General features: G+C 69.2%; 12 protein-coding genes and 1 tRNA gene. 7 read left to right on the plus strand and 6 right to left on the minus strand.

Going from position 1 to position 15,006, the window contains the following annotated elements:
* The first annotated feature begins 22 nt into the window (after positions 1-22).
* Positions 23-2,065 carry a hypothetical protein gene (locus tag ACYVIO_RS17560; protein WP_460651847.1) on the plus strand — a complete coding sequence of 681 codons (2,043 nt, stop codon included), beginning with the start codon at positions 23-25 and terminating at the stop codon, positions 2,063-2,065.
* Between the two features lie 14 nt (positions 2,066-2,079).
* Positions 2,080-3,423, plus strand: a complete 1,344-nt coding sequence (locus ACYVIO_RS17565; protein ID WP_460651848.1) for a Gfo/Idh/MocA family protein — start codon at positions 2,080-2,082, stop codon at positions 3,421-3,423.
* Between the two features lie 45 nt (positions 3,424-3,468).
* On the opposite strand, the gene ACYVIO_RS17570 is transcribed toward ACYVIO_RS17565, so the two are convergent.
* From ACYVIO_RS17570 to ACYVIO_RS17585, 4 genes are all read right to left on the minus strand, one after another.
* Entirely contained in the window at positions 3,469-3,972 is a 504-nt protein-coding gene (locus tag ACYVIO_RS17570; protein ID WP_460651849.1) for a hypothetical protein, read from the minus strand.
* A gap of 154 nt (positions 3,973-4,126) precedes the next feature.
* Positions 4,127-4,199, minus strand: a tRNA-His gene (locus tag ACYVIO_RS17575).
* A gap of 46 nt (positions 4,200-4,245) precedes the next feature.
* On the minus strand, positions 4,246-4,854 hold the full coding sequence (gene orn, locus ACYVIO_RS17580; RefSeq protein ID WP_460651850.1) for an oligoribonuclease: 609 nt from the start codon (positions 4,852-4,854) through the stop codon (positions 4,246-4,248).
* A gap of 91 nt (positions 4,855-4,945) precedes the next feature.
* A complete protein-coding gene (locus tag ACYVIO_RS17585; RefSeq protein WP_460651851.1) occupies positions 4,946-5,860 on the minus strand; it encodes a class I SAM-dependent methyltransferase in 915 nt (304 codons plus the stop codon).
* Between the two features lie 41 nt (positions 5,861-5,901).
* Between ACYVIO_RS17585 and ACYVIO_RS17590 the strand changes: the two genes are divergently transcribed.
* Positions 5,902-6,384 carry a GNAT family N-acetyltransferase gene (locus ACYVIO_RS17590; protein WP_460651852.1) on the plus strand — a complete coding sequence of 161 codons (483 nt, stop codon included), beginning with the start codon at positions 5,902-5,904 and terminating at the stop codon, positions 6,382-6,384.
* Positions 6,385-6,474: 90 nt separating this feature from the next.
* Here the strand turns inward: ACYVIO_RS17590 and ACYVIO_RS17595 are convergent, their stop codons facing one another.
* Positions 6,475-6,678 (minus strand): cold-shock protein, encoded by a 204-nt coding sequence (locus ACYVIO_RS17595; RefSeq protein ID WP_012919747.1) that lies wholly within the window; start codon positions 6,676-6,678, stop codon positions 6,475-6,477.
* Between the two features lie 233 nt (positions 6,679-6,911).
* Complete coding sequence (locus ACYVIO_RS17600) at positions 6,912-8,372, minus strand: MFS transporter (RefSeq protein WP_460651853.1); 1,461 nt, start codon at positions 8,370-8,372, stop codon at positions 6,912-6,914.
* Positions 8,373-8,420: 48 nt separating this feature from the next.
* Here ACYVIO_RS17600 and ACYVIO_RS17605 point away from each other — a divergent pair, with 48 nt between their 5' ends.
* The 4 genes from ACYVIO_RS17605 to gcl all read left to right on the plus strand — a co-directional run bounded on the left by ACYVIO_RS17605 (position 8,421) and on the right by gcl (position 15,002).
* Entirely contained in the window at positions 8,421-8,858 is a 438-nt protein-coding gene (locus ACYVIO_RS17605; protein ID WP_460651854.1) for a MarR family winged helix-turn-helix transcriptional regulator, read from the plus strand.
* A gap of 77 nt (positions 8,859-8,935) precedes the next feature.
* Positions 8,936-12,202 carry a glycoside hydrolase family 97 catalytic domain-containing protein gene (locus tag ACYVIO_RS17610; protein ID WP_460651855.1) on the plus strand — a complete coding sequence of 1,089 codons (3,267 nt, stop codon included), beginning with the start codon at positions 8,936-8,938 and terminating at the stop codon, positions 12,200-12,202.
* Positions 12,203-12,391: 189 nt separating this feature from the next.
* On the plus strand, positions 12,392-13,210 hold the full coding sequence (locus tag ACYVIO_RS17615) for a hydroxypyruvate isomerase family protein (protein ID WP_460651856.1): 819 nt from the start codon (positions 12,392-12,394) through the stop codon (positions 13,208-13,210).
* Positions 13,211-13,226: 16 nt separating this feature from the next.
* Positions 13,227-15,002, plus strand: coding sequence for a glyoxylate carboligase (gene gcl, locus ACYVIO_RS17620; protein ID WP_460651857.1), 1,776 nt, complete (start codon positions 13,227-13,229; stop codon positions 15,000-15,002).
* Positions 15,003-15,006 lie beyond the last annotated feature (4 nt).

Here is a 15,006-nt window from a genome sequence, read left to right on the forward strand (position 1 = left end):
GTCCCAGGCGCCGGTGGAGCCGGTGCCTGGGACGGTCGCGTCTGGTGCCGGGATCGATCGGCGGGCCTTGGTGGGGCGGCACGACGTACAGGTGCTGGGCGTCGTGCCGGAGTCACCGTTGTCGGTGGGGAACGGGGAGTTCTGCTTCACCGTGGACGTGACGGGGTTGCAGACCTGGCCGGAGCGGTATCCGGTGGCGCCTCGGACCGGCGACGATCCGGGCGGGTCGCTGCTGGGGACGCTGTCGCAGTGGGGGTGGCACAGCTTTCCGGGGTCGTACGAGCTGGACGAGACGCGGCGGACGTACTCGACGCCGCGCGGGCCGGTGCCGTACGTCGATCTGGGCGGCGAGATGGACCTCGGGACGACCTCCGAGCCGGGGCAGACGCCGGCCGAGGAGTGGTTGCGGGCCAATCCGCATCGGCTCGAGCTGGGGCAGATCGGGTTCGTGCTCCCGGGGGAGGTCGTCGATGCTCGACAGCGGCTGGATCTTTGGGGCGGAGTGGTCGACAGCTCGTTCGTCGTCGACGGGCATGCGGTGCGGGTGCGGACGGTGTGCGCGCCGGAGGACGACGTGGTCGCCGTACGGGTCGAGACGATGGCGCGACTCGGCGTGCGCTTCGCCTTCCCGTACGGGTCGGGGGCGTGGAGCAACGGCGCGGACTGGGACCGGCCCGGGGAGCACACGACGACGGTGGACGAGGTTGCCGGTGGCTGGCAGTTCGAGCGGCGGCTGGACGGCACGCGGTACTGGGTGACCGTCGGCGCGGAGGATGCGCGGCTGGAGCAGATCGGGACGCACGAGTTCTTGCTCAGGGCAACGGCCGAGGTTCTGGAGCTGCGGGTTCAGTTCTCGGGGGAGCGGCGGGAGGTGCCGCGCGGGTTCGAGGAGATCGAAGCGGACTGCCGCCAGTCGTGGGAGAGGTTTTGGGAGTCCGGGGCGGCTGTCTCGTTGGACGGGGATGCGCGAGCCGTAGAGGTCGAGCGGCGGGTGGTGCTCTCGCAGTACCTGACGGCGATCAACTGCGCGGGATCCTTGCCGCCGCAGGAGACCGGGCTGGTGTGCAACAGCTGGCGCGGGCGGTTTCATCTCGAGATGCACTGGTGGCACGGCGCGCATTTCGCCTTGTGGGGAAGGGGCGAGCTGCTCGTGCGAAGCCTTGGCTGGTACGAGCGGATCCTGCCGGTGGCGCGGGAGACCGCGCGGCTTCAGGGGTACGACGGCGTGCGGTGGCCGAAACAGGTCGCGCCGGACGGGCGGGAGAGCCCGAGCAGCATCGGGCCGTTCCTGGTCTGGCAGCAGCCGCATCCGATCTACCTGGCGGAGCTGATTCGGCGTACGGGATCGGCGGACGCGGTCGAGCGGTACGGGCAGCTCGTGCTGGAGAGCGCGGAGTTCATGGCGTCGTACGCGGTGAAGACCGCGCGCGGGTATCAGCTGGGGCCGCCGCTGATCCCGGCGCAGGAGTCGTACTCGGCGATCCGGGGCGAGTTGGTGAACCCGACGTTCGAGCTGGCGTACTGGCGGTGGGCGCTGATCGTTGCGCAGGAGTGGCGTGCGCAGCTCGGGCTGCCGCCGGAGCCGCGGTGGGCCGAGGTGGCCGACGGGCTTGTGCCCGCGCCGGTTCGCGATGGGTGCTACGCGGCGATCGACGGGGAGCCGTGGACCGTGCGCGGGGATCATCCGTCGATGCTCTACGCGCTCGGGCTGGTGCCGGACACCTCGTACGTCGACCAGGACGTGATGCGGCGGACGTTGTCCGGCGTACTGGCTGACTGGGACTGGGAGAGCACCTGGGGGTGGGACTACCCGGCGATCGCGATGACGGCCGCGCGGCTCGGGGAGCCGGAGCTCGCGGTCGAGGCTTTGTTGCTCAAGGCCACCAAGAACGACTTCCTGCCGAACGGGCACAACCGGCAGACGCCGTCGTTGCCGGTCTACCTGCCGGGCAACGGCGGTCTACTTGCTGCGGTCGCGTTGATGGCGGCGGGCGCCGACGGTGTCGCCCCCGCGTTCCCTCGCGACTGGACTGTCCGCCACGAAGGACTGCACCGCTCACCATGAATCCAAGGAGACTCGTGACGCTCACCAAGAACCGCCGCTACGCCCTGGTCGGGACCGGTTCGCGCGCCGGCATGTACGTCGGCGCCCTGACGGCGACGTACGCCGATGTCGGCACGCTCGTGGCCTGGTGCGACACCAACCCGACCCGGATGGCGTACTACGACCAGGTGGTGACGGCCGCGGGCGGGACCGCGCCGCCGCACTACGGACCCGACGACTTCGCGCGGCTGCTCGAGGAGCAGCGGCCGGACGTCGTGATCGTCACCTCGCCGGACGCGACGCATCATCGGTACGCGACGGCCGCGCTGGATGCGGGTTGCGACGTGGTGGTCGAGAAGCCGCTGACGACCTCGCTCGAACCGGCTCAGCAGATCGTCGAGGCCGTCGAGGGATCGGCGGGGGATCTGGTGGTGACGTTCAACTACCGGTACTCGCCGCGCAACAGCGAGGTCCGGCGGCTGATCGCGTCCGGGGCGATCGGCAAGGTCACCTCGATCCACTTCGAGTGGGCGCTGGACACCGTGCACGGCGCCGACTACTTCCGCCGCTGGCACCGCCGCAAGGAGATCTCCGGCGGCCTGCTCGTGCACAAGTCGAGCCACCACTTCGACCTGGTGAACTGGTGGCTCGCTGACGTGCCTGAGTTGGTCGTCGCGGCCGGTGGGCTGCGCTTCTACGGCGACAAGAACGCCGCCGAGCGTGGGCTCACGGATCGTCCGGCTCGCTCGGCAGGGTCTGCTGGGGTTTCTTCGGATCCGTTCGCGTTGGACATGGCTGCGGATGAGAAGCTTCGTGCGCTCTACCTCGACGCCGAAGGGGACGACGGGTACATCCGCGACCAGGACGTCTTCAGCCCCGGCATCAGCATCGAGGACAACATGGGGCTGCTGGTCACGTACCGGTCGGGTGCGATCCTCACGTACTCGCTGAACGCCCACGCGCCGTGGGAGGGCTACCGGGTCTCCATCAACGGCACCGAGGGCCGGCTGGAGCTGGAGGTCGTCGAACGCAGCTTCGTCGGCACCGTGGACCGAGCGGTGGATCCGAGCGTCAACCCCGACGACCCCACAGCCACCGCGACCAACCCGCGCCCCGCCGGCGAGCGCATCCTGCTGCAGCGTCACTGGGAGCCTGCACAGGAGATCCCCATCCCGGCCGGTGAGGGCGGGCACGGCGGCGGCGACAACCACCTGCTCGACGACATCTTCCGCCCCACCACCACCCCCGACCCCCTCCACCACCGAGCCGGGTATCAGGACGGCCTCCGCAGCGTGGCCGTAGGAATAGCCGCCAACCGCTCCTTGGAGACAGGCCTGCCGGTCAACATCAAGGAGTTCGGTCTGCCTCTGGACCGCTGACGTCGGCGCGCACCCTCAGCCACCTTGGGTGAGGGTGCGCGGTGGTCAGGTGCCGCTGGTGCGGGTGGAGTTGGCCAGGGCTTGCTGGTAGCCGCCGGTGGGGGTGGGGGTCCAGAGGGTGCCGTTGATGATTAGGGAGCGGGTGCCCAAGGGGCGGGTGGCGGTGGCTAGGACTGGTTTGCGTTGCCAGGTGCAGCCGGTGCGGTAGGCCTGTTGGGTGACTCGGACGGCTACTGCGCCGGGGCCCTCGGCGTACGTGGTGGCTCGGAGGGAGCGGGTGCAGCCGGCGGGGGTGGCGACGATGAGGACCAGCTGGCGATCGTCGGCTACTACAGGGCGGATCTCGAAGACCTTGACTGCGGTGGTCTTCGGAGTGGGGGTGGGTGCGGGGGCCGCCTGGGTGACCGCGGGTGGGGCGGGTGCGGGGTCGGGCTCGGAGGAGCCGAAGACCTTGGAGAGTACGAACACGCTGAAGGCGAGCAGGCCGATCAAGAAGGTCACCACCAGCGCAACCCCGTAGACGAACCACACGCTCCCCGACGACTTCATCCCGACGATCTTCTCAGGAGCACAAGCTCAACGCCGGGAGAGAAACGCGAACAGATGATTTGAGAGCTCGGGCTGGGGTTGGCAGAGAAGGCTGAGGTGCCGTACACATGCCGAAGGCGACTCGGTCCGCGGACACGAGTCGCCTTCGTCTGAGGGTGAGTAACGGGACTTGAACCCGCGGCCCCCTGGACCACAACCAGGTGCTCTACCAGCTGAGCTATACCCACCATTGCCGCCCTGACTGCGACGGCTGGGTAATCATAGCGAGGTTGGTCAGTTGTCGGAAATCGGGGTGGTGAGGAGGCTGGCGGCCGCTCGTGCGGTGTCGGAGTCGGGGCCTGGTTGGGGCACGAAGACGGTCTGCCGGTAGTAGCGCAGCTCGGAGATCGACTCGGTGATGTCGGCCAGGGCGCGGTGGTTGCCGGTCTTGGCGGGGGTCGCGTAGTACACGCGCGGGTACCAGCGGCGGACGAGTTCCTTGATGGAGCTGACGTCGACGTTGCGGTAGTGCAGGTGCGCCTCGACCTTGGGCATGTCGCGGACCAGGAAGGTCCGGTCGGTGCCGACCGAGTTGCCGGCCAAGGCGGCCTTGCGGGGCTCCTTGACGTAGCCGCTGATGAAGTCGAGCACCTGCTGCTCGGCGTCCGCGAGCGGGATGCCGGCGGGCAGCTCCTCGAGCAGGCCGGAGGCGGTGTGCATGTCGCGCACGAAGTCGCCCATCTGCTCCAGCGCCTGCGGGGGAGGGGCGATCACGAGGTCGATGCCGTCGCCGAGGACGTTGAGTTCGTAGTCGGTGACGAGCACGGCGACCTCGATCAAGGCGTCGTTCGCCAGGTCGAGGCCGGTCATCTCGCAGTCGATCCACACCAGCCGGTCATTCATGGGCACTCACCTTACGGCGCGTCCGCTGCGAGGTCGCGCCCGGCAGCCGAAATGCCGGGCGTGGCGGGGGTCTGCTGTACGCCGTACGCGGTCAGCTGGGTGCGTGCCCGAGGTGGATGCTGCGGGCGGACACCGAGGCCAGATCGGTACGCCGGCCGAGGAAGTGGGGGCTTTCCGGGTCGAGCAGTTGGTGCCAGACGGCGAGGTCGTCGGCGTCGAGCGTCGGCATCTCCGGCGCTGTCGACGTGGGGTCGGCATGTCCGTGTCCGTGCCCATGGCCGTGGCCGGCGGGTTCGGCGTCGGGGTCGAGGCGGGCTACTCGGTGGCGGAGTTGCTCGATGACCTGGTCGCGGTCGGTGTCCGAGAGTGGGACGGGCTTCTCCGTGAGGATGGTGCGGGTCGTGACGGAGGTCAGGCCGGCTCGCTGGAGAGTGTCGGTCCAGCCGTACGGCATGGGGACCGCGCCGGGGATGCCGTCGCGCATGGCGGCGAACCAGCGGTCCTGTACGGCGTCCAGACGCAGCTCGAGACCGGGCTCGCCGAGGCCGAGGTCCCACGGGAGCATGCGGGTTGGGAGGCCGCCTTCGGCGAGTGCCAGACGACCGCCCGGGCCGAGCAGGGACGCAAGAGCGGAGACGGCGGCCTGCTGGTCTGCGGCGTGGTGGACGGATGCGGATGCCCAGATGAGGTCGGCCGGTGCGCCGATCGCGGCGCGGAGGGGGTCGGGGCCGTCGTCCATCGAGACGAGTTCGCAGCGGACCAGGCCGGCGGTGTGTTCGCGGGCTTGTTGGAGGACTTCCTCGTCGGCGTCCAGGGCGACGACGGTGGCTTCCGGTACGGCGAGCGCCAGGGCCTTCGCCATGCCGCCGCCTCCGCAGCCGACGTCGACGATCAGCCGGTCGGTCGGGTGGACCAGCTCGGCGGCGACCAGGGCGTTCCAGCCGGCTTCGTCGGTGGCGGACTTGCGCAGGTGCTCCGCGTGAGCGGCCCAGTCGATCTCGGTCATGCGGCCAGTGTCGCGGATCACGCGGGTCGTACGGTGTGCGGATGATCGCGACGAAGTTCTCGACCGAGCGGCTGGAGCTGCTGCCGTTGGAGGTCGAGTACGCCGAGGAGATGGCGGGCGTGCTGGCGGCGCCGGAGCTGTACGGGTTCACCGGGGGTGAGCCGCCGTCGGCGGAGCAGCTCACGGAGCGCTACCGGAAACAAACGGCAGGGCCGGGGCGGCCGGGCGAGTACTGGCTGAACTGGGTGATCAGCCTGGACGGCGTACTGGTCGGCTACGTGCAGGCGACGGTGATCGGCGCGGAGGCGGAGATCGCGTGGGTCGTCGGCGCGGACTGGCAGGGCCGGGGGATCGCGCGGGAGGCGGCGGTCGGGCTCGCGGGGTGGCTCAGGGAGCAGGGAGCAGGCCAGCTGCTCGCTCATGTGCATCCGGAGCACGTCGCGTCGGCGAAGGTGGCCGCGGCGGCCGGCCTCAGGGCGACCGGCGAGCTGGACGACGAGGGGGAAGAGCGCTGGGAAGGCTGAACGCCGGAGAACAGGTCGAGCGACAACCCGCCGTACAAACGGAACAGGCCCGCTCCGACGTGCGGAGCGAGCCTGTTACGCGCTTGGGGTTCAGACCGGGCGGACGTTCTCCGCCTGCGGGCCCTTCGGGCCCTGGGCCAGGTCGAACTCGACCTTCTGGTTCTCATCGAGGGTCCGGAAGCCGTCCGTCGCGATCGCCGAGTAGTGCACGAACACGTCGGCGCCGCCGCCGTCCTGCGAGATGAAGCCGAAGCCCTTTTCGCCGTTGAACCACTTCACTGTTCCGCTAGCCATGATCTGCTCCTTTGGTGGGGCGGGTATCAGGTCCGACGGTTGCCGGCACCTGGGTTGCCGAACGAGCCCTCCCACCCGGACCGTGGCCCGGAAATGAGAAAAACGCCCTGCGGATCACAACCTCCGCGGGCGTTTCAAGAACGAACGTGGAACTGCAAAACTGCAACCGACGGAAACGGTAGCACGAAATCACTGCGAGTACAGAGGGTGCCGCCGCCGTGTCCGGAGACCGGCTACCAGGAGCCTCGGTGGTCCGGCACCATGAACGCGAACGGGATGATCAGCACCAGCACCGCCGCGAACACGATGAAGCTGTGCGCCTGCGCGATCCCCGGCGTCGCCGCGTGCGACAGGATCGCCGTCGTCACCGAGACCGCGATGATCCCGCCCGACTGCCGGAACATCCCGCGCAGCCCGGCGATCGCGGAGATCTGGTCCGGCGCGAGCTGCAGTGACGCGTTGTTCGACGCCGGGATCGACAGTCCCATCCCGATCCCCGTCACGGCGGCGGCAGCGGCCAGCCACGCGTACGGCGTGAGCCCGTGCGGCGCCAGCGACATGATCGTCATCCCGCCCGCGACCAGCAGGAACCCGCCGATCATCGGGGCCCGGTAGCCGGTACGGCGAAGCGCGAACACCGCCAGGCCGGCCACGCAGATCATCCCGACGGCCCTTGCTGTGAGCAACGTTCCGGCCTGGAGCGGCTGGATCCCGTAGCGGGCCTCGGCGTACAGGGGGACCAGGGCGCCGAAGCCGAGCACCGCGGCGCCGTACAGGAGGTTGATCGCGTTCATCACGCCGAAGCCGCGGCCGCGCAGCAGCCGGACCGGGATGAACGGGTCGGCCGCGCGGTTGGCGTGCCGGACGAAGAGGAAGCCGAAGAGCAGCGCGAGTACCTCGCTGGCGATGAACAGCGGATCGGTCGGCGAGGCGCCGCCGCTGCCGAGCGAGCTGATCCCGTACATGCCGAGCAGGATCGTCAGCGCGAGCAGGGCCGCGCCGACCAGGTCGATCCGGGCCGCCTTCTTCGGCGCACTGTGCGGGACGAACTTCCACGCCAGCAGGATCAGGAGAACGCCGGCCGGGACGTTGACCAGGAAGATCTCCCGCCACGACCAGTACGTGACGATCACGCCGCCGATGATCGGGCCGAGGATGCCGCCGATCGGGAAGATCGAGGTGAACATGCCGACCGCGCGGTCCCGGTCACGGCCGAACTGCTCGGCGACGATGCCGGTCGCGGTCGGCATGAACGCGCCACCGCCGATCGCCTGGAACGCGCGGAACACGACCAGCAGGTAGATGTTGTCGGCCAGGCTGCAGGCCAGCGAGGCGACGGTGAACAGAACGGCGGCGAGCAGGAAGATCTTCTTCCGGCCGAACTGGTCGCCGAGCCGGCCGGCCACCGGCATCACCAGGATCTGGCCGAGCGCGTAGATCGTGATCGTCCAGCCGCTCCAGTTCAGCTGGGCGCCGAGGTCGCGCTGGATCGCGATCAGCGCGGTGGCCACGATGGTCTGGTCGATCGAGGCCATCAGCAGGGCGATCGACACGATCGGGAAGACGACCCACCTGCGCGGCGACGGCTCGTCGCCGCCGAGTACGGGCTCGTCGGCGACGGTGGTCGGCCCATCGCTGACTGTCTGCCCATTGCTGGGAGGGCCGGCGGCGGCTGGGAGACTCTGGGGTTCCATCAGCAGTCAGAGTACATTGCTTGCCAGCAGGCAATAAAGGGGTAATGAATGTCCGACACCGAGACGTTGAACAAGCTGCGCGGCGTGATCTCGCGGCTCGCGCGCGAGCTCAACGCCACGGCCACCGACGAGGGCCTGACGCCGACCCAGGCGTCGGTGCTCGGCCTGATCGCGTTCCGCGGCCCGCTCGGCCTGACCGAACTGGCCCAGCTGGAGGGCCTGAACCCGACGATGGTGTCCCGCGTGATCGGCCGGCTGACCGAGCTCGGCCTGATCCAGCGCGACCCGAACCCGGCCGACCTGCGCGCGATCCAGGTCGAGGCCACCGCCCAGGGCCGCGAGCTCCAGCAGCGGATCAAACTGCTCCGCACCGAGGCGATCGGCAAGTGCCTCGACCAGCTCCCGGAGGAGTCGTCCCGCACGATCATCGACGCGCTGCCGGCCTTGGAGGAGCTCGCCCTCGCGCTGCGCTCGACGCACGGCTGATCACGAGGGGTAGACACCGACCGCCTGGCCAGGGAACCCTGTACAACGTTGTAACCCCTTGGACAGATGAGGCGTGCATGAACCGTGAGGGCTCCCAGCGGACACGACGGATCGGACTGCTCGCCATCGCGATGGCCGTCGTCGCTTCCGGACTCGTCGTGCCCCCGGCCCAGGCCGCCCAGCCGCCAGCCGGCCTGACGGAAGTCGCCGGGAAGCAGACCGAGGTCGTCAGCTCGCCGGACGGGAAGCTGCGGGTCACCGTCGGCAGCGAGGACGGCCGACTCGTCTACAGCGTGCGGAGCCGGAACAAGGTGCTGGTCGGCGCGTCCGGACTCGGGCTCGACCTCGCGGGACGGCCCAGCCTCACGCAGGACATGACGATCGAGTCGGTCGAACGCCGTACGGTCGACGAGACGTGGAAGCCCGTCTGGGGCACCTCGAGCCAGGTCAGGAACCACGCGAGCGAGCTCACCGTTCACGCCGTACAAGCCGGTACGGGGTTCAAGCTCGACCTCGTCTTCCGGGTCTTCGACGACGGAGTCGGCTTCCGCTACCACTTCCCTGACCAGCCTGAGTCGGACGACTACACCGTCACGGCCGAGCGGACCGAGTTCGCCCTCGATCCCGCCGCGCGGAGCTGGTCGATCGCCGCTGGCACGGACTGGAACGCCGACGAGAAGCACTACCGCGACCTGCCGTTGTCCGGCGTCGCCACCGCGCAGACGCCGATCACCGCGTCGCCGGCCGCCGACTCGTTCGTGGTGGTGCACGAGGCCGCGCTGATCGACTACCCGAGCATGACGCTGAAGGCCGTGCCAGGACGGCCGGGGACGTTCGCCAGCGAGCTGATCTCCCTGCCGGACGGCACCAAGGCCAAGCTGGCCGGGGAGTTCTCCACGCCCTGGCGCACCCTGACCGTCGGGCAGCGCGCCGGCGATCTGGGGGAGTCTCACCTGATCGAGAACCTCAACGACCCTTGCAAGATCTGCACCGACACGTCCTGGATCAAGCCGGCGACGTACGTCGGTGTCTGGTGGGAGCTGCAACGCCGGGACACGACGTGGACCGCCGGTCCGAAGCACGGCGCGACCACAGCCCGGGTCAAGCAGTACATCGATCTGGCCAAGCAGGCGGGCGCCAAGTTCGTCCTGGCCGAGGGCTGGAACACCAACGCCGGTGGGCAGTGGGCCGGCCAGGACTTCCTCACTCCGCAGGCCGACTTCGACCTTCCCGAAGTACTCCGGTACGCCGAGGCGAACGGCGTCGGCTACATCGCACACAACGAGACCCGCGGTGACGTCGACTACTACGACGCGCACCTGGAGCGGATCTTCTCGACGTACGAGCAGCTCGGCATCCACGCGATCAAGACCGGCTACGCCACCAAGTTCCTGCTCGGCGGGGTGAATCGCAGCCACTACGACCAGGAGGCTGTCCGGCACTACCAGCGGGTGGTCGACGCGGCGGCCCGGCACCGGATCACGGTCGACGCCCACGAGGCGATCAAGCCGACCGGCCTGGCCCGCACCTACCCGAACATGATGACCGGCGAGGGCGTCGCCGGCATGGAGCAGCAGAACTACATGGGGGCCCAGGGCAACCCTCCGGCGCAGGCCACGATCCTTCCGTTCACCCGCTTCATGGGTGGGCCTGCCGACTACACGCCCGGCGTACTGAACGTGACCTGGGACCCGGCCCGGCTCGGGACCCGGGTGCAGACCACGTCCGCCGCGCAGCTCGCGCTGTACCCGACGTTCTTCAGTCCGCTGCAGATGCTCGCGGACACCCCGGAGAACTACGCCGCCCATCCCGGATTCGCCTTCCTGAAGGACATTCCGGCCAGCTGGGACGAGACCCGGGTCCTGGACAGCGTCATCGGGGACTACACGACGACGGCCCGGCGTAGCGGTTCCACCTGGTACGTCGGGGCGATCACCGACGAGAACGACCGGGTCCTCGAGACGCCGCTGTCGTTCCTGCAGCGTGGCACCTTCGTGGCCGAGATCTACGCCGACGCCGAGGGGACGAGCTGGAAGGGCGACCCGCTGCCCGTCGAGATCAGCAAGGTGCTGGTCAACTCGTCGACCCGGTTGTCGATGGCGCTTGCCGGAGCTGGTGGCCAAGCGGTCAAGCTCAGGCCCGCGACCGCGACGGATCTTCGGACGCTCTCCTGGTACGCCGGGCCGCGCGCGGGCTACGGCACTCCCACGACCGCGCTGGACGCGGCGACGCAGCAGCTCGGCGTGAAGGTCCCGATCAGCAACTCGGGCAGCACCGTCGCCAACTTCCAGGCGCAGGTGTTCATCGACGGCCGCGCCGTCGGGCAGCCGCGAGGCGTTCGGGTCGCGGGTCGTGGAACGCGAACGGTCGAGTGGACCGTGCCCGCTTCCGACGTACCGGATCGGGACTTCCTGGTGGCGGCAGGTACGCCCGGTGGACAGCATGGTCGAGCGGTGCGAGTCGCGCAGCCGCGATCGCTGCTGAAGCTCGTGCCAGAGCTGAGGCGGTCGGGCAAGCTGACGACGTTCGCGATGGTGCGGCTCGAGGTTCCGCTGCTCAAGGCGGAGGGCGAGCTCCTTCGGGGCGATGTGACCGGGCGGCTGCTGGCTCTGCAGGACGCGCGGCTGACCCTCTACGGTCTGCCTGTCGCCGAGGTGAGTGCGCAGGCTCGTACGGCGATCGACGACCTGCTGACGACTCGACTCGGTGAACCGCAGGGATTGTTGTCCTTGGCACTGAAGGTGCGGCAGACGTCCGTGGATCCGGTGCTGTCGAGCCGGCTCTTCGCCGAGCTGAAGACCGCGATCACCGCGGCGGTTGCCGATGATCAGGTCGGGATGCAGGCGGCCGTCACCCGCTTCACTGCCCTGGTCGAGGCGGGGCCGATCGATCCTGCGGTTGGTGCGGAGCTGTTGGCCGCCGGTGGAGTGTTTGCCGTCGGCCCCCGCACGATCGAGGCGGAGTCAGCGGAGCTCGTCAGTGGCGCGTGCCGCCGTACCGATCACACGGGCTACACCGGCACGGGCTTCGTGGCCTGTCTGAAGACCAAGGCCAGCGGCGTACGGTTCGTCGCTCCGGTCGCGGCGGCGGGCCTCTACTTGGTTCGGCTCCGCTACGCCAACGGCATCGGCACGACCCAGACGATGACGCTGGCCAGTGGGCCGCAGTCGGTCCAGCTCCAGCTGCCCGCACTGGCGAACTGGGACACCTGGTCGGACCACGAGGTCGCGCTGCCGCTCGACCCGGCCGATCCGTTGACGTTCAGTTACGGCCCGAGTGACAACGGCAACGTCAACCTGGACTCGATCACGCTGGAAGCTGATCCTGGCGTCGTTCGTCGCTGAGGCGCCTGGCGATTGTCGTTGGACTGCGGGCCTTTCCGTAGGCCATCAGAACGGGTGAACGCTTTCCCGGTGCTTTGGTAGGCACGGCCTATCGGACGACGCCGAATGTGACGTTGGTCATGCCTTGACCCCTCTCCAACGCTCGGCCTACTGTATGCGGTATACCGAGCCCCTCCGAAAGGCGGGACCATGGAGACTGCTGTGCCCAAGTTCGCCGTGAACTGCTCGATCCTGTTCACCGAACTGCCTTTGCTGCAAAGACCTGCGGCTGCTCGTTCTGCCGGCTTCGAGGCCGTGGAGTTCTGGTGGCCGTTCGACTCCGCTCTGCCGGGGGACGCCGACGTCGACGCGTTCGAACGCGCGATTCTCGAGGCCGACGTCCAGCTGACCGGACTGAACTTCGCCGCCGGTGACATGCCGGGCGGCGACCGTGGCCTGGTGTCCTGGCCGCAACGATCGCTGGAGTTCCGCGACAACATCGCGGTCACGCTGGGGATCGGGGAACGCCTCGGCTGCCGTGCGTTCAACGCGCTGTACGGCAACCGGGTCGAGGGATTCGCACCCCAGGCGCAGGACGAACTGGCCGCCGAGAACCTCGCGCTGGCCGCCACCGCGGCCGGATCCTTCGGCGCCACTGTCCTGGTCGAACCGGTCAGCGGCGCCGAGCGCTACCCGCTGCTGACCGCGGCCGACGCGATCGCGGTGATCGACCGCGTGGTCGCCGAGTCCGGTGTCACGAGCATCGGGCTCTTGGCCGACCTGTACCACCTGACCGTCAACGGGGACGACGTGAGCAAGGCGATCACGACGTACGCCGACCGGATCGCGCACGTACAGATCGCGGACGCACCCGGGCGCAACGAGCCCGGTACCGGCACGATCCCGATCGGCCAGCACCTCGGCGAGCTCGCCGAGAGCGGCTACGACGGCTGGATCGGCTTGGAGTACAAGCCTTCCGGCCCGAGTGCCGACAGCTTCGGCTGGCTGACCGACCGCGAATCGTCCTGACCGACAAGGAGCTGGCATGCCACGAATGACTGCCGCCCGTGCGGCGGTGGAGATCCTCCGGCGCGAGGGCGTCTCCCACCTGTTCGGCCTTCCCGGCGCCGCCATCAACCCGTTCTACGCCGCCGTCCGGGCCCAGGGCGAGCTGAAACACGTGCTGGCCCGGCACGTCGAGGGCGCCTCCCACATGGCCGAGGGGTACACCCGCGCCACCGCCGGCAACATCGGCGTCTGCGTCGGGACGTCGGGCCCGGCCGGGACCGACATGATCACCGGCCTGTACGCCGCCTCGGCCGACTCGATCCCGATCCTGTGCATCACCGGGCAGGCGCCGGTGGCCAAGCTGCACAAGGAGGACTTCCAGGCGATCGACGTACCGGCCATCGCGCAGACGGTGACCAAGATGGCGCTCACCGTGCTGGAGGCCGCGCAGGTCCCGGGCACGTTCCAGAAGGCGTTCCAGGTGATGCGCGGCGGGCGTCCCGGCCCGGTGCTGATCGATCTGCCGCTGGACGTCCAGCTGACCGAGATCGAGTTCGATCCCGAGCTGTACGTGCCGCTGCCGATCGCGACGCCGCGCGCCAGCGTCGCCCAGGCCGAGAAGGTGCTGGACCTGCTGGCGGAGGCCGAGCACCCGCTGATCGTGGCCGGTGGTGGCATCGTGAACGCCGACGCGGCGGACCTCCTGGTCGAGTTCGCCGAGCTGCACGGCGTACCGGTGGTGCCGACCCTGATGGGTTGGGGCACGATCCCGGACGACCACCGGCTGATGGCCGGCATGGTCGGCCTCCAGACCGCGCACCGGTACGGTAACCAGACGCTGCTCGCCTCCGACCTGGTCGTCGGCATCGGCAACCGCTGGGCGAACCGGCACACGGGTGGTCTGGACGTCTACCGGGGTGAGCGCAAGTTCGTGCACATCGACGTCGAGCCGACTCAGATCGGCCGGGTGTTCGCACCCGATCTCGGCATCGTGTCGGACGCGAAGGCGGCGCTGGAGACCCTGATCCACGTCACCCGCACGCGGATGGCCGAGGGGTCGTTGCCGGATCGCTCCGAGTGGGCGGCGCAGTGCCGGGAACGCAAGCGCACGCTGGTACGGCGTACCGACTTCGACAGCGTGCCGGTGAAGCCGCAGCGGGTCTACCAGGAGATGAACAATGCCTTCGGACCCGACGTCCGGTACGTCTCCACGATCGGGCTGTCGCAGATCCAGGCCGCGCAGATGCTGCACGTCTACCGGCCCCGGCACTGGATCAACGCCGGCCAGGCGGGTCCGCTCGGGTGGACCGGTCCGGCCGCGCTCGGCGTCGCGGTCGCCGATCCGGAGTCGACGGTCGTGGCGCTGTCGGGCGACTACGACTTCCAGTTCCTGATCGAGGAGCTCGCGGTCGGCGCGCAGTTCAAGATCCCCTACATCCACGTGGTGGTGAACAACGCCTACCTCGGGCTGATCCGGCAGGCGCAGCGCGGGCTGGACATGGACTTCTGCGTCCAGCTCTCGTTCGACAACATCAACACCCCCGAGCTCGGCGGGTACGGCGTCGATCACGTGAAGGTGGCCGAAGGCCTCGGCTGCCAGGCGTTGCGGGTGTTCGAACCGGACGGCATCCTGCCGGCGCTGGAAGAGGCCAAGAAGCTGATGGTCGAGCACGAGGTGCCGATCGTGGTCGAGGTGATCCTGGAACGCGTCACGAACGTTGCCATGGGCACCGAGCTGGACAACGTGGTCGAGTTCGACGAGCTGGACGGCGTGGTCAACCCGATCCCGACCGCCTCCGGCCTACGAGACTGAAGGA

Source organism: Kribbella endophytica, assembly GCF_054781295.1.